Genomic DNA, 21,109 nt, shown 5'->3' on the forward strand with positions numbered 1-21,109 from the left:
ACAGTGATGTTACAGTCCATGACCAGATCGGGGCTAGAGTGTCACAACCACTCCCTACCGCTGGGTGGACCGAATGGGCAATGAGCTAGCAAGCCGGGTCGCGGCCGCCATGTGGGCCGACGACTCCGCCAGTGCGGGCCTCGGCATCCGACTGATCGCCGTCGCCGACGGTACGGCCGAACTCGCGATGACGGTTCGCGACGACATGGTGAACGGCCACGGCATCGCCCACGGCGGCTTCATCTTCACGCTGGCCGACTCGGCCTTCGCTTTCGCCTGCAACTCCCGCAACCTGGTGACAGTGGCCCAGGCGTGCGACATCGTCTTCATCGCCCCCGCCCAGCGCGGTGACGTGCTGGTCGCCGAGGCGCGGGAGCGGACGCAGTACGGCAAGAACGGGATCTACGACGTGACGGTCCGGCGCGGTGACGATGTGATCGCCGAGTTCCGCGGCCGGAGTCGTCAACTGAGCGGCACCATCGTCAAGGAGGATTCATGACCCGCGTGGCCTACCTGGTGGACGGCGTCCGAACCCCGATCGGCCGGTACGCCGGTGCACTGGCGACCGTCCGCCCCGACGACCTCGCCGCGCACGCGATCAAGAGCCTGCTGGCCCGCCACACCGCCCTCGACCCCACGACGATCGACGACGTCTTCCTCGGCTGCGCGAACCAGGCCGGCGAGGACAACCGCAACGTCGCGCGGATGGCGTTGCTGCTGGCCGGACTGCCGGACAGCGTGCCGGGCTCGACGATCAACCGGCTCTGCGGTTCCGGGCTGGACGCGGTCGCCGCGGCCGCCCGGTCGATCGTTGCCGGTGACAACGAGATCGTGCTGGCCGGTGGCGTCGAGTCGATGTCGCGAGCGCCGTTCGTGATGCCCAAGGCGACGACGGCCTTCTCCCGGCAGGCCGAGATCTTCGACACCACGATCGGCTGGCGGTTCGTCAATCCGGTGCTGAAGAAGCAGTACGGGATCGACTCGATGCCGGAGACGGCAGAGAACGTCGCCGCCGACTTCTCCATCTCCCGTGAGGACCAAGACCTCTTCGCCTACCGCAGTCAGCAGCGGGCGGCCAAGGCGATCGCCAACGGCCGCCTCGCTGAGGAGATCGTCGCCGTCGAGGTGCCCGGCAAGCGCGGCGCGGTGACGGTCGTCGATGTCGACGAGCACCCGCGCGAGACGTCGCTGGAAGCCCTGGCCGGCTTGAAGACTCCGTTCCGTGACCCCGGTACGGTCACCGCCGGCAACGCCTCCGGCGTCAACGACGGCGCCGCCGCGCTGCTGGTGATGAGTGGCGAGGCGGTCGAGCGGCTCGGCGTCACCCCGCTGGCCCGCATCGTCGGTACCGCCGCGGCCGGCGTACCGCCGCGGATCATGGGCATCGGCCCGGTCCCGGCAACTCGCAAGGTACTCGCGAAGGCCGGCATCGGACTGTCCGACCTGGGTGTGATCGAACTCAACGAGGCGTTCGCGGCCCAGTCCCTCGCAGTACTGCGTGAGCTCGGGCTGCCCGACGACGCAGAGCACGTGAATCCGAACGGCGGCGCCATCGCCCTGGGTCACCCCCTGGGCATGTCCGGCGCGCGCCTCGCCCTCACCGCAGCCCTCGAGCTTCGCCACCGCGACGCCGGGTACGCGCTCTCCACCATGTGCATCGGAGTCGGCCAGGGCATCGCGACCCTGCTGGCCCGCCCTTGAGAGGCCTGTTGAATGACTGAACGATTCCTCGGTGAAGCGCCCTCGGCCGACCTGCTCGACGACGGCGAGAAGCTCGGCGTCGACGAGCTGAGGTCGCGGCAGCTGGCCGGCCTGCAGACCACCGTGCGGGCGGCGTACGAGAACGTCCCGCACTACCGGGCGGCGCTGGACGGCGTCGGCTTCAAACCCGACGACCTGCAGGACTTCTCCGATCTGTCCCGGCTGCCCTTCACCGGCAAGCAGGACCTGCGCGACAACTACCCGTTCGGCATGTTCGCGGTGCCGCGCGAAGAGGTCGTCCGCGTGCACGCTTCCTCCGGTACGACCGGCCGCCCGACCGTCGTCGGCTACACCCGCGACGACATCGACAACTGGGCGAACCTGATCGCCCGCTCGATCCGTGCGGCCGGTGGACGGGCCGGCGACGTCTGCCATGTCGCCTATGGGTACGGCCTCTTCACCGGCGGCCTCGGCGCCCACTACGGCGCCGAGCGGCTGGGCTGCACGGTCGTACCGATCTCGGGCGGGATGACCGAGCGGCAGGTCGACCTGATCCGCGACTTCGGCGCCCGGATCATCATGGTGACCCCGTCGTACTTCCTCTCCATCATCGACGAGATGGTTGCCCGGGGCATGGATCCGCGGGAGACCTCGCTCAAGGTCGGCATCTTCGGCGCGGAGCCGTGGACCGAGCAGATGCGCACCGAGGTGGAGAACAAGACCGGGATGCACGCGGTCGACATCTACGGCCTGTCGGAGGTGATGGGGCCGGGCGTCGCGCAGGAGTGCGTCGAGACCAAGGACGGCCTGCACATCTGGGAGGACCACTTCTACCCCGAGATCATCGACCCGATCACCGGCGAGACCCTGCCCGACGGCGAGGTCGGCGAGCTGGTCTTCACCACCCTCACCAAACAAGCCTTCCCGGTACTCCGGTATCGCACCCGCGACCTGACCCGCCTGCTCCCCGGCACCGCACGCCCCGGCATGCGCCGGATGGAGAAGATCGCCGGCCGTACCGACGACATGATGATCGTCCGCGGCGTCAACGTCTTCCCCACCCAGATCGAGGAACAACTCCTGCTGGTCGAGGGCCTGACCCCGCACTACCTCTGCATCCTGACCCGCCCCAACCGCCTCGACGAACTAACCGTCCAGGTAGAAGCCGCACCAGACCTACCGACCTCCGCGTACGCCATAGCCGCCGCAACCCTCTCCCGCCGAGTAAAAGACCGAGTCGGCGTCACCGCAGCCGTCGAGGTGCTCCCACCCCACGCCCTGGAACGCTCCCTCGGCAAAGCCAAGCGCATCCGCGACGACCGCCCGCGCTAAATCAACCCTGAGCGGGCGATCCAGCCTCTGACCGATTGGTCAGCCACGCAAATTCGAACGCTCCGCAAATCTGAAACCGAGTCATGCCTTCGCAAGTTCACGCAAAATGGCCGACGAGCCTCGAGAGTTGACTAGGACAGTGGGCCGGCCTCCCCTGTGCGCGGTGATGAAGTCGGTAGCTGCATGTTTGGCTGAGGCAGTGACGACGACGAATGTGTCGGCGTTCGCACTCAGTGCCGCCAATTGAGCACTACCATCGTGCTCCGAGTTCGTTCGGACATCGATGCCGGGCAGCAACTTGCGGAGGACCTGGGCCGCTCGGGTGATCGCAGACTCGGTCAGGGAGTAGAGGGCAACCACGTGACCTTGCAAATACCTGTAAGGCGCGCCAGGGTCAACCTCGTCGCTCCGCTCGGCGAGCAGCTCCACAGGAACGGCGACCCCAAGTTCCTCGGCAACAATATTCAACGCGGCAAGGTCGGGGAGATCCAGCGCCGTTCGATAAGGTCGAAGGGCATCTACAACCCTGTAGAAGAAGCCTTGCATTGCGCTTGCCGAGTCTGGCGCCGGTGCCACCGTTGCCGCCTGGAGGACATCTACGCCCCACGATGCAGCCGTGGGCGACGCGCAATCGTCAACGATCTCTGCGGTCCAATCCAGGATTGATGCGAAGGTCGCCGCGGTCGGTGATGCCGGGCTAAGCGTCTCCAACATCGCGAGCGTCAGTACCCGGACACCCGCAGACGTGTTGTGACTCAGCGCGAACCCGGCAAGTATCCGCTCTGTGAGGGTGCTGGACTCAGGAGTTCTGAGCAGATGGTGATGTGCGGCCATAAACTGGCCGCCGCAGTCCCCAAGTTGACCGAGTACTGCCTCGTCGGCGTCGAACAGCAGCGCCCTGAACTCGGCGAGATCCAGCGGTGTCCAACCGATGGCAACCTCATACGGTGGCGCATTCGTTGCACCGTCGTGTTTGGCCTGGCCGAGGCCGTCGAACCAAGCTCGCCAACCGCCAGCGGAAGCGGGTGCACAAAACGATTCGAGCCAAGCAAGGTCGTCGCGGAACGCTGCGCCGGCTGTCGATATCGTGGATTTCAAGTCGTGCCGAGTCACAAAGTCCTCGACCATTACGGCCGACTCGGCACTCTGCAGGTAACGCGCTGATGCAAGCAGCGTACGCGCGACCTGCATGCTCGGTTCGAGCCTGCATCCGAGGTCGATGGCGGCCATATACTCGCCGGCGACCCAGAGCGCAGCCAACTGCTGTTCTGAGGACTTCGTCGGGCCCCCACCAGATTCCTGCTCGCGTTCTCGGCTGATGTCGCCCTTCAGAGCAACACTTGAGCCACGATCAAGGAGTTGTTTCAGATCGGCGTGCGGACCGGACTCGGGATCGACATCGAGGAGAATCCGGGCCAGCGTGGGATCGGATGGATCGGTGCTGTGCTGTAAAGCGATCAGAAACTCAACTACCGCTTCGGCGCGCGATGTCGTCGGCGCACCTGAGGCGAGTCCACGGAATTGTTGTGGGAGTTCGTCCACGGCGCCGCGCAGGTTGTACTCCCCTCCCTCGCGATCGAGGGTGGCGAAGCGGGTGTGGTAGACCGCCTGCTGGATGATCCGGGTAACCCCGAGCGGCCGTCGCATTGCCAGGACGTCTTCCAGGGCCCGATCAGAAAGCAACTCTGCCCAATCACGCAATCCGGCGAGTACGCGCAAACGGAGAAAGGCGAGGTTGGATTCGTCTAGATCGGCGGTGGTTTCGAGTTCGCGCAGGCAGGCCATTGCCAGATCGCGGTCATACGCAGCAATCGCGTGACCAAGATCGTCGAGGACCTCGACTGTCGTCCGCGGTGCGTCGAACTCCGATGGAGGCCGCCGCCTCAGCAACGAAGAAAGAATGATCAATGCATCGCGGACCCGCTCCTTGGCTAACTTGGAGCCTGGCATCATCCGGGGCAGCACCTCGAAGCGGATCGGCTCGCACGCCAGCCCAGACAGGGGTATGTCGAATGGATCGTCGAGATAGAGGGCGCCATGGCGCTGACCGAGGTCGCTGTAGGTCGGCCCAATCCAAGCGTCGAGCAGGTCGAGCATCTCCCTCCGCCGTCGCGCGTTGGGCGTGAAGCCGTACCAGTAGAGACGCCCGTTGATGGTCCGAGGGAGGAAGCCGGTTTGGTCCCCGGCAGCAATATCGTGCTGCCAGTTCTCGACAACTGCCCGCAGCGCGGCATCGAGCGATGGTAGGTGCAATTCGTTGCCAGGTCCAAAGAACTCGTCGAGAACACTCATGGCAAACCGTACTTCGCCTCGTATTCGACCCGCGCTCGGGCGATCTGATCCGGATCCGAGGTCACCGTCACGCTCTCCTCATTCACCGCTTGGCCGAAGAACGTGAAGTTCATTGACCCCTGAACGAGGAACACATCGCCAACTAGTCCCTTGTCGTGCAGGTTCTCGCGGATCAGCACAGACGGGCGAGGGCCGAGTCCGGTCGCGTCCGTCAGGCGCTGCCGAACAACGAAGTTGCGATCGTCTTGCCGCATAACCACACGCACCGATGACCCTCGGCGGGCTAGCTCGATCAGAACCTCGGTGAAGCGGATCGGACGTGCTGGCATCCCCGGGAGCATGCTCCTGAACTGACCTGCGGCATTGTCGATCACCACGATGTCCGAGATCCACGGGGAGAGCACCCACAATTGCGTCGATGGGACCAACAGTTCGGTGATCAAGAGGTTCTGTAGGACATCGTTGAGCAGCCGTGCCTCACCGCCTCCATGTGTGGTGACTCTCCGCGTCGTCATATGGACACCTCCGCCAGTTGCAGGGCGACGAGCACCGTGCCGTCCGCGGCATGGTCGACCTCGACAACCCGCGGGAACACCTGAAGGAAGTCGGTGCTGATTGCTCGGGTGGTCAGGTCAACCAGTTGTGCGGCCAGGACAGCCGCCGAATCTGGGCGTGCAGAAAGGTGGGCGGAGCCCCGCTCGGCCAACTGTGCACGAATCAGAGTGTCGGCATCGTCCAAGGTCACATCGATCGGCGGCGTCTCATTGGCCAACAACCGGCGGAGCAGATCTGGAGCAGCGGGAAGGTTCTCAGCGTACGGATTGTAGGACTGCAGTTCATCGGCGCGCAGTTTCCAGCCCCGCGGCCAGAGCAAGCTCTCGATCGCATCGATACGTTGACGATCGGCCGCGCCATGAGTCAAACGCAGGCCACTATCAAGCTCGCTGCGCTGCCGCATCAGGTACGCCCAGGTTCGCGGCGGGATCTCGACTCCTAGACGCTGCTCCTCGGAGCGCCACCTGTCCACCAGGTCGAGTAACGCCGCGTCGGTCGCCGCCATAGATCCAGGCCGGAGCAATCGGTTGGCCAAGCAAGAGACCACGGCTTGCTCAGCGCCGTAGATGCCGGCGTCACGCAATTTTTCCCGGATCCGATCGAGGTTGAGCACTCGCGCCTCCTGGGTCGGCGAACCGCGGAAGCCAGCGACCAGTTGGATCCAGTCTTCATCGTTGTTGATCAGGTGCACTAGGCGGCGCATATGCACATCGACGAGTTCACTACTGGAAGGCAGGGTGGCGCGCATGATCAGGCGAAGGAACCGACGTGGATCTGGACGAACCCGGCTGGCCAATGCTTCGACAAAACCGCCACCCCCGATCGAGACCTCCGTGAGCCAGACCTGCCCAGTCCGAGGTATGCCGTCACCGTCTAGACCAGGCTCAATATCAACCACGATGCTGTCGGGGTCGTGTTCGGGGCAAATCTCGCGCGCCGCCCACAGCGCCGCCTGGCCGAAGGTTGTCAGCGCGCGCTGCCGCAGCCACTGCTGCAATTGATTCGCGTCTGGACTCCAGAACTGCACAGCGAGCTCGTCCAGACGACCGACCACGCTGTGGTCAGTGAGTAAGCTTTCCAAGCGTTTCTGCAATCGCCCGACGGTGGTCGCCTCGCCTTCGTCGACACCGACACCGACACCACGGAACATCGCCGCGACAGTTTCCCCAAGCCGATCAGCAAACCACAGCCGCACGGCGGCGTAGGCGCCAGCCAGATCTGTCTTCTCCACGACCGCTGTTGTCAACAACATGCATTCGACCGCTTGGTGAAGCCAGTCCAGTTGGAAACTATTGACAGACTCCAAGAGCACGGGGTCGGTGGTCACCAGGTGCCGGAACCATGCACTGCGGATCCCTGGCGCGATGTCCGCAGACAGGTCGAACTGCGCCGGGAGATTCACTATGAGCCGCAGCCCGTCGACGTCATAGGCAGCGCCGAGACCGACAGGTTCACCGTCAAGGTGGAACCTGGAGCGCACGCGATGCTCGACGCCGCCGTCAAGCAGGAGGCCAGCGTTCGACTCGATGGCGACGCGGCGTGCTTCGACGTGCGAGTTCTGAGCATGGAGGAAGAACCGCGTCTCGACGATGTGCTGCCCCACCGGATCCGCACTCGGGATTCGGGTAGTCAAGCCCGGGCCGCTTTCCACAAACTGCGATCGCCAAGTCAAGTAGGCGTTCGAGGAGTCCTTGATTTCCGATGGCGGGAGATCAACCCGCAGTCGATCGGGTCGCACTACCGGCAATCGGGTCGCGGCCCCGTCGATGTCGAGCGTGCACGTCTCTTGGCGAAGGTAGGCGGGCACAAAAGTGGCGACATCGAGTACACCGTCTTGGGTATCCAGCGGCACCGGGATCCAGTGCCGGTGGTCAAGGTTCCGGGTGGCAAACCGGCGGGAGACCCGTCCAGGTGCGTACTCCCGCAGCATCTGCGCCATCGCCATAGGCTGCAGTTCAGGCTCGGTTTCACGCTCCAGTTGGGGCGGGACGACGACCTCCCCCTCGGGCAGTGCGAGTTCACTAAACAGATTAACCGGGAAGTAGTCAGGGAGAGGATTGCCGCCTGTCAAGTCCCGTCCCGGGGCGAAACCCTGAGGATCCGCGACCGCCCACTCACTGGTGAGCCGACGTGCCAAGGTCGGCACGGCGGCCAGAACCAACGCCCGCGGCGGGTGCCATAGGATCTCGTTGGCTACTGCTTCGGGAACCTGAAGGGCACCTTCGATCCATTGCCGCAGGCTCCGTTGCCGGGCCGGGTCACGAAGAACTTGTTCGAGGATCGCAGTTGCGGCGTTCTGCGTCTCCCGCCCCTTCGGGTACTTCGGGTCGGACCGACCTTTCAAGTCGCGCCATAAATCGGCCCATGGCTGTGTGTTCCTGACCTGCTCGGCCAGCCAATCGAGCATCGAGAGAGCAGCCTGCATCCGCAAGACGGCGCGATTGCGGATCGGTAGAACGAGTTCGGGAATCACTGGGTCGAAAAGCGAATCCCATGCCGCGTAAGCGGTGCGATCACGACCGTAGTCCGACAACACAACGGCGGTGTACGGACGCATGCCGCGCTGGCGACCGGCGCGCCCTCTGCGTTGTAGGAACGCGGCCACCCCACGAGGGGCCTTGTGTTGTAGTACAGCGCCAACGTCGGGATCGTCAAAACCGACCTCGAGGGAGGCGGTCGCGACCACGAGTTGTGAGGTCACGTCAACGCCGGCATCCTGGGATGTCGTCCGTCCAACAGCGAGACCCTTGCCGTCGAGTTTGTGCCCCAGATGGAACGGAAGGTCCCAGACTTGCCCAGCCCGTCTTTGTTCGACGAGATCGCCGGCCGTTGGGCGCCGCATGGAAGCAAGCGCCGGTTTGACCTGCGTCGCTCTGCCCTGATGGAACTGCTGTCCCTCAGCGTCCAGAAAGTACGAATAGAACCGGTTGGTTACATCGAGGTCGTCGGTGAACACGAAGGTCTTCGTCCCGAGCACGCCCTCGGAGATGCGCGCAGCGGGACTGTCCAATACCCGCGGCAGCAACATCGCGGTCTGGATGGTGGTCGAGAGCACGCTGGCTCCACTGGTGGGGTCACTGCGCAGCGCAATTAGGTACTCAGCGCCCTCGTACGACATCTCCTCGTGACCGGGCTCGATGCTGGTCACCAACTCTCCGTCAACACCGGTGAGGTCTGCGAAGTGCCGGATCGCGTTGGACAGAGTTGCCGAAAGTCCGACATAGGTCACCGGGCTACGCAGGCTGTGGTGCCACCGGCGCAGCACCATCGCGGCTTGCGCTCCCGGGGCGCCGTCGTAGGTGTGAATCTCATCGAGCAGCATTAGGCGCGGCTTCTTCGTCGCGCCTACTCCGAACACCTTCCGCAGCGAAAGATTCGAAAGGCCACGGTTGAGACCCTCGGTGGTGGTGAACAGTAGATCTGGCGGCTTCTGATTCATCGCCTTGCGGGTCAGAACCACCATCGAGGAATCGAACACCCGCGCACAAACAACGCAGACGAGGCGCTCCCGTTCCGCGCGAGCATCCGCTTCAGGCCAGTGCAGGTCCCCACCGCAGACGACGGCTCCATCACCTGGGCAGGAAAAGTGAGGACACCGGTAGCCCTTGGACTGCTTCGTCCACTTCGAGTACGAGGCCCGCAGTGCCGTAGCGGTGTGAGGTGTGTCCTTGTTGAGCACGCCGAGAGTCATCGGGCGACCACTGCTCTGGATCCACAGGGGGTCGAGCCGACGCGCAGTGGCGAAGGCGTTGGCCAACTGGTCTTTGAGCAGCTCGTTGCGCGGGTAAACCGCCAAAGCGCGAGTCCAGAGCGAACTGTCGCGCAGGCCGGCTAGGTAGGAGAAGGCAGGGAGGTAGAACGCCAGCGACTTGCCACTGCCGGTGCCGGCTCCAACCACAGTTGCCGTGGTGGCGTTGGACTGCAACGCGCCGAGGATCTGACGTGCGGCCCGGACCTGGAAACCAGCGAGTGGGAAATGAGCTTCGCCCGCCGAGGTCATCGCGCTGAGGACCTCAAGATGAACATCGTTACTATTGCCAACGCCTTCGAGGATCTCCTTCCACGATCGATCCCGCCGTGGGTAGGCCCTTGGGCGGCGAGCGTAGCGGAAGTCCGCGACCAAGGCAGGCGCCTGACGCCAGGCAGCCGCTGGGTTGTCGTGCAAGAAGATCTGCCGCAGCCGCGCTAGCAGGCGCAGTGTCTCGCCATTGCGAGTTCGCCAGCGTGGTGGGTCTACCGAGGCATCCCGCACGATCAGACCCTTGGCCTCGAGTGACTCGATGACGTCTTCGACAACATCGAGAGCATTCGTCTCGGTAAGAGCTCGCTCGATGAGGTCTTCGAGTTCACTGTCGCTGAAGCCCCCGTCCACAATGCCCCAGCAGAGCAGGGGGTCTTCGCGGGCCTCCAGCATGTCTAGCAACCGGGTCTCGTCCACGGAGCTCATCGAAGTGTTACCCGGAATCGCTCACGAATGCCGAGTCTGTCGAGCTCCGTGAGAACCTCTGGCGTCACCAAATTCAGCGGCAGGCCGTGCTCGCTTCGCGCCCTGAGGATCAGCTTGGCAACCGCAGGCGGAACCAGGTCGCGTATCCGTTCCTCACAGGCCCGTCGTGTCGCGAACGATGCGGTCAACTTCGCCATGTCACCAGCCTGCGGGAGCGGTCGGCTGTTGAGGATCAGCAACGCAGATGTGGCATTCTCGAGGGCTTGTCTGAGGTCCTCAACGTCTGCACCACCCCGATGCAGAGCTTCGACCAGTTCGTCGTTGACCAGGGCGGTGTCCCTCTCAAGTTCGGCAGCCCAAGCATCCTCAACCGTTTCCCGCAGCCGTTTCACGAAGGATTCGACGACGCGAAGTTGAGTTTTCGCATTGTCTAGTGGGGAATCGAAACGCAGCGCCTCCAGTGTGCGGTGTAGATCCGCGGCTGCGTCAGTCGCGCTGGTTGCCTCCAGGCCAGCTCCGTCGCGAAGCGTCACTCCGCCGGCCCTCAACTCGCAGATGGCTGTGACCAGTCGGGGCAGACCAGTTGCGGTCGTTTCGAGGCGGGCGTGCAACTCCCGAAGGTCACCGGTCCGGACGTTGAGTTGGTACTCGTTGTCGGCCGCGACCGCGGCCGTGCGCAACTGGTCGATCCGATCAAGAAGCGTCATACAACTTCCTCCGGTTCATCGATGCTGGCGAAGCGCTCAGCCAAACCAGCGACAGCAGCCAGGAGATCTGCGCGAGTCTTCTCATAGTCCTGCTGCGCTTCCGACACCGGACCGGTTTCGAACCGGCGCTCAAGGATGGCCAAGGCCTGTTCGGCTGGCACCAGCCAAGCGCGGACATTGGCCGCGGCTCCGTCCCAATCGGAGGTCAGCACCTGCAGTCTTTCGTCTGAAGACAGAACGTCCCAGCGCAGAAGGTCGGTCCGGACCTTCTCAAGAGTTCTCTGATCTGTGGCTTTCACAGCCTTGCCTGCTGCGATGATGCTGCCTTGGTCGATCGAGAGCGGGAGAAGACCCGCCGTCGACAGTTCGCGAAACAGCGAACTGAGCGCGGCAATTGCGTCCGAGATATCGTCGGGGATCTCGCTGGTATCCGGGAGCAGCGCGAGCGCTTCAATGCGCACTTCGTCCAGTGCCTGGGAGTGGCTCAGGATGGTGTCACAGGCTTCCCTTACCAGGCTCGGGGTTTCCGCCGGCCATTGACCGTCTGCGGCCTTGTCCCGCAGTGCCCTGCTCAGCCGACCGACGTCCAAACCAAGGGGCTTTCCGAAGCCCTGGGAATAGGAGGCCAGCCGGAGCAAGCGTTGCTGGAGGTTCTCTCGACCGATCCGCTGCCCACCCTCAGTGCTGATGACTTCTTGCCACCGGCGCAGCACTGGACGAGCTTGAGCATCTTGCGGCACCGGCGCCTGAGCAAAGAGGGCCTTCACACGATTGTAGGGATCGGCCTTAAAGGCCTCAGGAATGCCTAGCGCTTTGCTGATCGTCAATAGCGCATGCGCGAGTTGTGCCAACTCTGGGTCATCACGCCGATCGCGCGCTGGTATCAAGTTCTGGCCGACTATCGTCGCCCAACTTCGTACCTTCTGGTCACAAAGGCGCTGCAGTTCGTCTCCCTTAGGTATATCAGTCCAATCCTCGACTGTGTCCAACCATGCAAGCGCGCGAAGCACTCGCACGTTGGAGTTGTCTTTCCTGCTGATCGGTAGCAGGGCATCCGCCAATTTGTTGTCGTCCAGCGCCACACCGTTGGTGGCGTCGAATGACGGTGCCAGGTGCTTGTCGCCACTCGTCCACCAGCTAGCACCGCTGAAGCCGTCATCTAGGTCGAGGTATGCCGTCACAGCACCGTGCACAATCCTCCGCAGGCGAGTTCGATCGCCCTGGATCAGTTCACCGGTCTCGTGCCAATGGTCCACCGCACGCACCAACCCAGGAAGCGGCGGAAGTTGTGGCTGAGATGAATCCGGATTTGTAAGGCGGTCAGCGACGGGTCCGACACCAGCACCTGATCCCGCACCGGCCCCACCCTCCCGACGCGGCCTGGGCTTGACCACAGTTCCAAGGCTGGGGATAGAAGGGACCGCAAACGCCTCGTGCACGATCGGAGAAAGATTCTGCGGCCCGCTGCCGTCGCCCCAGAACCGAACCAACCGGACCCGGCGTTCGGTCTCCTCAGGGTCTCCACTCGTGAGTTGAATCTTATCTTCGACGTTGCTAAGGATGCCGCGCGCTCCGGCCGCAAAGTCGTCTGCGAACGCCGAACTTGGGAACCGGCCTTCATCGATCTCAGTCTGGTCGCGGTACAGCACCGGACGGAGGACCCGGGTCAAAACGTCGCGGGCCACAAACTTGCCTTCGACTGTCTGGCTCTGGATCGCTCGGTCGAGAGCCGTCCGGTTGAACGGAAAGAGGCCATGACCATCGACGGCACCGAACGCAGCATGACAGGAGTCGTTGACTGGGCACTGTTCGCAGGCATTCGGGATTGTCGAACCGGCTCGCTGTGCCTTGGACAGACCCTCGGACCCAACCCGGACCGCGTTCAGGTAGGGCGTCGCGAAGCCGGCCGGATCAAAGCTCGTCTTCTGCGCGTCAACTACATCGAGTTCGAAGGCTTTATAGGTCCGCGTGAAGACAGTATCCGGCATCTGGTTCGTAAAATATCCCGTGGTGACCGCCATCACGACCCGCATGGGGCAGATCTGGTGGTCCTCTGTGGGGATCATGGTGATGGCATCAACCAAGCCACCCTGAATCCCCTGGAAAATTGAGAAATCCTCTATCAGCAGCAGGAGTTCCAGACCTTGGCGGTGCAACTCGAGGCGCAGTTCGTCGAGCAGATTCTTGAGGTCGTCACCCCCAATTCCAAACACCTCACTGACGGCCGACCCGAGTTGTTCATTGAGCATCGTTGCTGCGAGTGTTCGCAGCCCCAGGTCAGAGGTCAGTGCGCCAGCCACGCTGCACGCATCGTCGCCGGCCTTCTTGACGTCGTCGACCGAGAGATCGAGGTCTGATGCGGAAAACCCGAACGCGTCCTCCTTATCCTCCGCTCCCTTGCCGGACAGTTTCTCCCGGACTAGTCGGGCGATCGGCCCATCCCTGTGCAGCAGGCGACCCCGGAATACTGGATCGCCAAGTAACGCCGGCAATCCTGTCGGCCCAGCGAGGTAGGCACGGAGTTCGACCTCTTCAGGAGTTCGATCCTTCTTCTCTCCGCGGGTCTCTATCAGGACGGATAGGGTGGCTCTCAGGCGGAGCATCGCCTCGGTTTCGTCGACGAAGGCATCGACCGCAGTCGCGACCTTGGCGCGGAGCTCCTTAGCGCGGTCGCCTGTCGCGTGCTCCAGGATCAACTCCAGGATGCTACGTAGCGACATCCTGTGCTTCGGTACGAAGATCAGTCGGGTTGACTCTTTGGTGCTCAGGTTAATGCGCAGCCAACGCACCAGATGCGACTTGCCAGTGCCGGACTTGCCGAGGATCGGAATGATTGGCTGATCGGCTGGCTGCTCCTGCACGGCGCGTAGTAGTGCGTGCTCGTCGACCACGGTGCCGATCGGGCCGCCCTCACCCGTCATGGCAACCTGATCGCGCAGCGTGATAGGTATCGAACTATGAGTCGCAAGAAATACAGCGTCCGAAGTGCTCTCAGCTTCGACCGGAATAATCGTAGCGGCTTCCCGAGCATCCCAGCATGATGCTGGGAGAGTGCTGCGCCAATTCAACGCTTCGCCCCTCGCTTTAGAGTGACATGGGTTATCCGCGCCTCGTCGTAGCGCGACAGCCGGACTCCTTCAGCATCGGCAAGGGTCTCGAACGTCACTCGACCGCGGTCGGCCAGGATTCGCAGTGCCTGACCGACTGAACTGTCGGCGCAACTGGCGGCGACGCCAGGGTCCGGGTCTGTGCCGAGGAGCGCGGCGAGACTAGTGCGTGCAACACTCCCATGCAGAACCGGAAGCGCCAGCGCTAACTGGGTCAGGAACTGGTTGATCGGGATACGTCCAGCCGGCAGTTCGTCCAGGACATCGTCTATGGCCGTGGTCGGCAGCGGGATCAGGCCGGGCTTCTTCTGCACCAGCGACGGCGACACTAGACCAAGCGCCGGCGCCCACCGGCTGAAAGCACCCCAGCGCGTGTCATTGGTCAACGCCCAAGTCTCATTGTCGTTTGATGGAAACTGCGTCAGTTGCAGCGTTTGGACCGGCGCAGAGGAAGCGGTCCAAGTCAGTGATCCGCCGAGCGCGTCCTGGGCCAAGAACCAGGACAGCGCTCGTGTGATGTCGCGGGCACCACTGGTGTTTCCCTCCCCATCGCGGATCTGCCATGGGTCGCCATCACGATCGGTATCCAAGACCTGAATTTGAAGCAAACGCCGGAACGAGGTCCGCGAGAGCACGTGGCCGCTGGAATGCTTCAGCACGGCCTCCGAGGGGGTCAGCCCGTCCTCTATCGTCAACAGGCCGATCGACCGGAGCGCCAAGATGGTGTTCTTTACGCCGTGTTGTGCAGTTATATCTTCATTGAGTCCGCTCGGCTTGAACACATCCAAAAGTGCGTCCTCGTCCCAGGAGCGCTGCGACTCTAGTAGTAAATTGATGATCGTGCGCCCGAGGCCAGGTAACGCACGGGGTGGGTTCAGGACGGCCATCAGACTCTCCGGAGGAAATCGTCTGCACCCAGGTGCGGACTGCGGACATTCTTGACGAGTTGCTCTGGGTACACCGGGTCAGGGGTGCTCTGCGGAAGCAGCACCACTCGCAACGGCCCGGCGCTAGGGGCGAGCCAGGACACCTGAGGGATGTCGCCTCGATCAAGCACGATGAGGGTCGGGACTGCGAACCGAAGCGGCTGGGCGTCTTGGGGAACTGTGTCGACGATGATCAGCCCTTCGTCAGAGAAGCGCGCCGCCGAGGCGATCGCCCTTGCATTGACCAGTGACCGTGAAGCAACGATGCTCCGGATCCCGTGGGTGACGCATGACTGGACGATGGTGGCGAGAACCGTCCGCAGACGCTCGTCCGGATAGGTCACCACGATGCTGTGGTGCGTTGTTAACCCGGCGAGCGTTGGACTCACTCTACGATGCAACATCGTCATCGACGCGTCGGTCACCAGTGGGCGAGCGGCGCTATAGGTAGGGTCAAGCCGGTGCCCCGTAGCCGGGCATCCCGAGCACGCTGAACCGACACTCTGGCTAGCCTTCATTGACCCGACATCGCTGTAGACGTATTCCTCGCTCAGAATCGTGCCCCAGCACTCAGACCTGGCCAGCAGTCGATCGATGCGGCGGGAGGAAGCGGCCTCAGAAGACTTGATTTCGGCACGGACTGCGGCCAGCGCCTGCTCGAACCCTGCCTCACTAAGGTTGACATTGCCCCTTACCAGCACCGCGACATGGCTGCGGAACGCCTGCCAGGCGACTTCTACGCGGGCATCCCACGAGCCCTGGGTTTCGTTCGGGTCGCGGTTCAATCGAGGGGCCTGCGTCCGTTCCATGTCGATCAGACCTGCCCGCTGCATGAGGATCAGAGTGTTGCGGTTCCACAGGCGGTTGCTGTCCGAGGGCTGCTCATTGTGGGCCGGCACAACCTCGGTGTCGACAACAATTAGCCCGGCAGGACCGGTAGCCGGACTACGGAGGCGCATACTTTCCCACCGTTTCCAGGCCTTCTCATGTCCGATCATGGTGGCTCTCTCAATGCGCTGGCCGTCGGCACGATCCTGGGCGGCGGGCAACCACACCGATACAGCTGCGTGACCGTCGCGACCCGCCCGTCCGACCTCCTGATAGAACCTGTCGACGGACGCCGGGATGCAGGCGTGCACCACCGTGCGGACGTCGGCTTGGTCCACTCCTAGCCCGAACGCACTTGTGCCGACGACGACGTCACAGGAGGTGGGCACACCATCACCAGACCACTTCTTGAGGATCTCCAGGCGCTCAAGCGAGTTGACGTCACCGTGGAACACTTCAGTGCGATTGAAGCCGGCCTGACGTAGCCGCTGGGTGATCGTGACGGCCTGCTCCTTTCGTGTGGTGTAGACGATTGCCGGTCTCGGTAAGTGGTGTAGCGCCTCGACCAGTCGGTCTAGGCGCTGGTCGGCTGTCGTCGTCTCTCCAAGCAGGTAACGCAATTCGGTGCGCAGGAAGGTGGACCCGACGAACAACGACTCCGCCGGGCCGCCGAACAAGGCGTCATTGAGGCGAAGTCCCTGCTCAGACAGGGTGGCGGTGAGAAGGGCCACCCGAGGCGCCGGATGGCCGGCTGCCGATGCGATGCCGCGGAGTTCGGCAAGCAACGCTGCGAGCATTTGGAACTGGGGCCGAAAACTCAGTCCCCAGGACCGGATCAGATGTGCTTCATCGATCACAAAGTGTGTGAGCCCGCCCATGGCAACTAGCGCCTGTAGCGCTGTGGAGAGGCTTTCGACGATGGCCTCGGGGGAGCTGAACAACACCCGTTGAGTGCCTGCACGCAGCCGCTCTCGGATTGCGCCTTTCTCCTCCGCGCTGCGGTCCCCGTAGTAGGCGAGTTCGGCTGGCAGTCCGGCCTTGGGGAACCGGGCATGCAGTTGCCTTTCCTGGTCCAATGCCAGGGCGATGGTGGGCACCACGAACACAGTCGTGCCACTCTGCTGGAGCAGGCCTGGCGCCAAGCCGACTACGGATTTGCCCGTCCCGGTCGGCAAGACGACGTGCACCGTTGATGCCGGGTCCGCCAGTGCAGCCGTACGGACAGCGGTGGCTTGGGTACGGGATCTGTATTCCTTTATGGCGGGCGCAATCGCGTGGAGAGCAGGATCGACCGGGATGGGCCTGTCCGGCCGAGCGTTGGTTGATACGGGATTGCCTGTTGCCTGGGTCAGTTTTCCTGGGCTCGCGCACGCGACGTCGATCCAGTGCATGTCGCCGTGTAGCCACCCCGGTTGCCAAAGGCGGCCGAGGATCACGCGATGGTTCGAACCCCCGAACCTTGCAACGCCCAAGTTGCTCACGCGGAAGACCTCCGGATCGACCCCACGCGCGTCGAGCGGAACTTCGAGATAGTGCCTGCTGTGCCCGGTGGTGGCGCACTGGTGGCGGAGGATCTGGCCGACCAGTGCCGCGAGGTCACCGCTGATCGCGCGCCCGTCGACATCTGACGCCCACGCGTCTGCCAGGCGCCGGTATGGACCGGTCAAGACACTTGGGTCAATCGGCCCGCCGAGGAGCGCACGCTGAACGAGATCGAACTCGTCAGTCATGCGATATCCACCGGATCGAGAGCTCGGCCCGAGAGCACGACGACTCCGGTGCTATCGAGGCGAAGAGTAGGCCTCCGGATGGAACTCTCCAACATCCTGGTGACGGTCGATTCGAGTTCGATCTCCTGCTCTAACCGGGCAAGTTCGGCATCCTCAGTACGCGCCGATCGCAACCGCAGTTGGTTGAGACGGGTCACGGCCTCGCGATGGGCGATCGCCAATGCACGGTCCAATGCATCGCGAACCACTGGGTCGCTGGAGACGTGCCCACGGGCAGCCGCCTCGGCTGCGCGCCATCGCTCACTCCACACGGCTGGTGGGATCAGTTCATAAGCGTGCTGAATCCGACTGCGATTCAGCGCGTAGTCGCCCCCCGACACACCAGCGATCGGTTTCGCGTAGGGAGCCTGAAGGGCGCCGAGTTGACGAGTATCGGTGAGCAGTGCCCCCTCTTGGTCCAGCCACAGCGACACGATGAGCGGTGGGAGGAGTCCGTCGGCCCGTCGGCACAGGGACAGCCGATCCAAGCCGTGAGCGAGGGCCACACTCGGGTGTCGTTCGTCGCTCCCCTCGGTGGTTCCGAGCGGATTCGCTTCGACTGCATAGTCGAACCGATAGAGCAGACGCTCTTCATGCATCCAGTCTGGAAGCCAGCGCCACATGCCGAACGCCCGGCCACGATCATCGTTCCACAAGAAGTCGGAGACGGCGTCAATGAATCGATCGCCATAGCGGTAGAGGCGCACGTCGCTGCGCTCGATCGCAACTCGACGCCGAAAGGTACCTAGATGGCCCTTGAGCGGAACGAAGTCCCTTAGCAGCCGCCACCCCGGCACCAGTGGCGTCTGAGCGTGCTTGCCCGGGACTCTCCCGACGACTTCGTAGCTTCCGACGCCGTCCATCGGATCCCCGACCCGCTCGAAGCGGAGATTCCCACCCATCCTTCGCGCCGAGAGGAGCGCATCACTCAGATCGGCGAACTCCGAAGCGTCTGCCTCCACCAAGTTCATCTGGCTGAACACGGAGCGCCCGTCGCCCGACGACTCGATGCTGTCGAGGGCATCTTGCTCGCGGACACGCTCGGCCTCAGCGGCGAGATACTCACGGACCATTTCGATAGCATCTTCGGCGGCCTCGACACCACGGTCGAAGAGCATTTCCCAGGCAGCTACTGAGGCGTTGTCAACCGCGTGCTGCAGACTGGCAACGGAGGACTCCAGGACCCCAAACCCGTGCCTCAAAATGCGGAGCCAGGAAGCCGAGAACGATGCATCATCGCCTGCCTCGCGGACCCAGTACGACCGCCAACCGGCACAGTCCTCGCGGACGCTCCATCGGTCGCACCGGCCGATCCGCTGTTCGAGACGGTTTGCATCGGCTGGCACGCCAACATGCACCAAGACATCGACGAACTGCAAGTTGCGGCCTTCCTCCGCGGAGGAATCAGCGACAAGCACCCTGGCTGGCCCTGGCGCCGCGAATGCCCGGATGGCTCGCTCAGTGACCGCTGGATCGTCGGATGACAGGTGCTGGGTGACGTGCCGAGCATTGATCAGGTCACCCAACTCCGTGACGAGTTCGGATGCCATCTGAGTCGACTGGCAGAACACCACAACGCGTTCTATGGCCCCGAACAGGTAGGTGATGGCATCCGCCAGAGGCCGCGTGATAGCGGCGCGGCGATCGACGTAGGCCAGGTTACTCTCAATGTGATCGAGAGCACGCTCTTCGTCAGCGTTCGCAGGCTGGCGAGACCGCGCCCATTCCCGCAGTCCCTCCGGATCCAGCGACATCGAGACCGCCCTCGCCAGCGCGCGGGCCGCCGCGGAACGAGCCTGACCGTCATGCTCGCTGGCAGCCAGCGCTGCCTGCCGCCAATCATCCAGCAGACGAGTGGTGTCCAAGAAGGTTGTCGACTCCAACACGATTGGCTCGGGCGTTGTCCGCCCGGTCACTCGGTAGGACTGCTCCAGCGCAGTCGTCCGGCGGGTGCGGAGCATCCGCCGATGCACCCGATAGACCTCAGCAACGTGCGTCCGAAGAGCCCCAATCGCAGCAGCGATCTCCCTTTCCGTGTGCAATTCGACCGCCGTTTGTACAGAGTCGGCCAGTTGAGCGACGTCGCCGTCGTCGGGGAAGGCCGATCTCACTTCGGCAAGACGGTTCTTAAGCAGCACCCCAGGGAGTTCTGGTATCAACCCCAGGAACAGTCGACCTAGATGAGCGCGCGATTCGAGGCGCCGACGCAGATCTTCGACGGTGCTCCGACCGTATACCGCGGGGTCGAGCAGTTTGAGCATCGCCAGAAACGTCTGCTCGTTGTGAAGTGCAGGCGTCGCCGAGAGCATCAGCAGTCGCGGGCTCGCGGTGGCAATTTCTATCAGGCGATGGTGACGCGCCGCCAAGGCCTCCTGACGGCTCGTCGCAAGACGGGCCAGATTGTGGGCCTCGTCGACGACCAACAGGTCTGCGGCCTTCCAGGTGGTGGGGTCGTCATCCCGGGAGAACCTGATTTGCGCTCGGGAGAAGTCTCTGATTCGGAATTTCTCCTCCAGTTCGCGACGCCACTGGTCAATCAGAAATGGGGGAAGCACCAACTGGACAGTGAGTTCCGGATCGTCCAGTAGCAGTTGCCGGATTACGATGCCGGCCTCGATGGTCTTGCCGAGCCCGACCTCGTCGGCGAGAAGGTACCGCTGGATCGGATCCTGCAGAACCCTCCAGGCCGTCTCGATCTGGTGCTCGTGGAGCTCGATACTGCTTGACAGTGCCGAACTCATTCCGTGGGCCGCCGACCGCTGGCGTAGAATGCTCTGCAGGAAAGGGCGCCGTACGTCGACCAGCAGTGGCGACTCCAGCAAGCCGACGGAGGCAAACCCAACAGGATCGGTCAGCGGGCGGGCCCACCGCACATGGATGCGCTCCTCAGAAACGAACCCCTCCCACTCATGCCCTTTGACGTAGATGTCCCCGTGAATGTTGGTCTCGAGGATACGCCCCGACTGCCAGCGCCCAACTTCATCAGACCAGAAGACTCGGAGTTCGGGAGTTAACACCAGTCGTTTCAAACTCGCCCGCGAGACACTCTCTCGGTATCGATCATCAACGGCCTGCCCCGGAGTGTCGAAGTATTCCAAGGTCAAATCGTCACGCTCGCGACCGACGAGTTTGCCAGGGCCTAACGCATTGTCACTGGAGATCAGGAGATCGCCACGCTTGAGTGAGAGGCGTGCGTTCGCCGCAACGCTCCCAACTGTCCGTGAAACACCGCTCTTTGACGGTGACCGTTTTGCCGATGCTGCCGATCCGTCAGCATTCCGGGAACCTCGACAATGCGGGAATCTAGAACATCCCCAAAACGCCTTGCCGACGTTCCGTCCCCGCGAGGCGATCTGCATGGACATCGGCGCCTGACACAAGGGACAGTCCTGGACTTCATCACTCATACGCTACTCACCATACGACGGAAGGTGAGTACTGTAGC

At 63.2% G+C, this 21,109-nt stretch carries 11 protein-coding genes; 3 read left to right on the forward strand and 8 right to left on the reverse strand.

What is annotated here, in order from left to right; genetic code table 11:
• Window positions 1-73 precede the first annotated feature (73 nt).
• From paaI to paaK, 3 genes are read left to right on the forward strand one after another with little or no spacing between them, the layout of a single operon-like run.
• Complete coding sequence (paaI, locus tag AB0M15_RS31915; RefSeq protein WP_363826352.1) at window positions 74-499, forward strand: hydroxyphenylacetyl-CoA thioesterase PaaI; 426 nt, start codon at window positions 74-76, stop codon at window positions 497-499.
• Complete coding sequence (pcaF, locus tag AB0M15_RS31920) at window positions 496-1,701, forward strand: 3-oxoadipyl-CoA thiolase (RefSeq protein ID WP_363826355.1); 1,206 nt, start codon at window positions 496-498, stop codon at window positions 1,699-1,701. Before paaI ends, pcaF begins: the two co-directional genes overlap by 4 nt.
• Window positions 1,702-1,713: 12 nt before the next feature.
• Window positions 1,714-3,033 (forward strand): phenylacetate--CoA ligase PaaK, encoded by a 1,320-nt coding sequence (gene paaK, locus AB0M15_RS31925; protein WP_363826358.1) that lies wholly within the window; start codon window positions 1,714-1,716, stop codon window positions 3,031-3,033.
• Window positions 3,034-3,114: 81 nt separating this feature from the next.
• Here paaK and dpdD read toward each other — a convergent pair whose 3' ends face one another.
• From dpdD to dpdE, 8 genes are read right to left on the reverse strand one after another with little or no spacing between them, the layout of a single operon-like run.
• Window positions 3,115-5,325 (reverse strand): protein DpdD, encoded by a 2,211-nt coding sequence (gene dpdD, locus AB0M15_RS31930; protein ID WP_363826361.1) that lies wholly within the window; start codon window positions 5,323-5,325, stop codon window positions 3,115-3,117.
• The gene (gene dpdK, locus AB0M15_RS31935; protein WP_363826364.1) at window positions 5,322-5,840 is read right to left on the reverse strand and encodes a phospholipase D-like domain-containing protein DpdK; all 519 of its coding nucleotides are present in this window, start codon (window positions 5,838-5,840) and stop codon (window positions 5,322-5,324) included. The genes dpdD and dpdK overlap by 4 nt, the downstream gene beginning before the upstream one ends.
• A complete protein-coding gene (gene dpdJ / locus AB0M15_RS31940; RefSeq protein WP_363826368.1) occupies window positions 5,837-10,318 on the reverse strand; it encodes a protein DpdJ in 4,482 nt (1,493 codons plus the stop codon). Before dpdJ ends, dpdK begins: the two co-directional genes overlap by 4 nt.
• Window positions 10,319-10,323: 5 nt before the next feature.
• A complete protein-coding gene (locus tag AB0M15_RS31945; protein WP_363826370.1) occupies window positions 10,324-11,034 on the reverse strand; it encodes a hypothetical protein in 711 nt (236 codons plus the stop codon).
• The gene (dpdH, locus tag AB0M15_RS31950) at window positions 11,031-14,102 is read right to left on the reverse strand and encodes a protein DpdH (protein WP_363826375.1); all 3,072 of its coding nucleotides are present in this window, start codon (window positions 14,100-14,102) and stop codon (window positions 11,031-11,033) included. Before dpdH ends, AB0M15_RS31945 begins: the two co-directional genes overlap by 4 nt.
• Complete coding sequence (gene dpdG, locus AB0M15_RS31955; protein WP_363826378.1) at window positions 14,099-15,028, reverse strand: protein DpdG; 930 nt, start codon at window positions 15,026-15,028, stop codon at window positions 14,099-14,101. Before dpdG ends, dpdH begins: the two co-directional genes overlap by 4 nt.
• A complete protein-coding gene (gene dpdF / locus AB0M15_RS31960; protein ID WP_363826381.1) occupies window positions 15,028-17,625 on the reverse strand; it encodes a protein DpdF in 2,598 nt (865 codons plus the stop codon). Before dpdF ends, dpdG begins: the two co-directional genes overlap by 1 nt.
• Complete coding sequence (gene dpdE, locus AB0M15_RS31965; protein ID WP_363826384.1) at window positions 17,622-21,071, reverse strand: protein DpdE; 3,450 nt, start codon at window positions 21,069-21,071, stop codon at window positions 17,622-17,624. The genes dpdF and dpdE overlap by 4 nt, the downstream gene beginning before the upstream one ends.
• Between the last annotated feature and the right edge of the window lie 38 nt (window positions 21,072-21,109).

This window comes from Kribbella sp. NPDC051718 (assembly GCF_040681515.1).
GTDB lineage: Bacteria > Actinomycetota > Actinomycetes > Propionibacteriales > Kribbellaceae > Kribbella.

Coding starts and splice junctions, on each gene's coding strand:
- paaI (WP_363826352.1), top strand. CDS start 74: ATGGGCAATGAGCTAGCAAGCCGGGTCGCGGCCGCCATGTGGGCCGAC.
- pcaF (WP_363826355.1), top strand. CDS start 496: ATGACCCGCGTGGCCTACCTGGTGGACGGCGTCCGAACCCCGATCGGC.
- paaK (WP_363826358.1), top strand. CDS start 1,714: ATGACTGAACGATTCCTCGGTGAAGCGCCCTCGGCCGACCTGCTCGAC.
- dpdD (WP_363826361.1), bottom strand. CDS start 5,325: ATGAGTGTTCTCGACGAGTTCTTTGGACCTGGCAACGAATTGCACCTA.
- dpdK (WP_363826364.1), bottom strand. CDS start 5,840: ATGACGACGCGGAGAGTCACCACACATGGAGGCGGTGAGGCACGGCTG.
- AB0M15_RS31945 (WP_363826370.1), bottom strand. CDS start 11,034: ATGACGCTTCTTGATCGGATCGACCAGTTGCGCACGGCCGCGGTCGCG.
- dpdG (WP_363826378.1), bottom strand. CDS start 15,028: ATGGCCGTCCTGAACCCACCCCGTGCGTTACCTGGCCTCGGGCGCACG.
- dpdF (WP_363826381.1), bottom strand. CDS start 17,625: ATGACTGACGAGTTCGATCTCGTTCAGCGTGCGCTCCTCGGCGGGCCG.
- dpdE (WP_363826384.1), bottom strand. CDS start 21,071: ATGAGTGATGAAGTCCAGGACTGTCCCTTGTGTCAGGCGCCGATGTCC.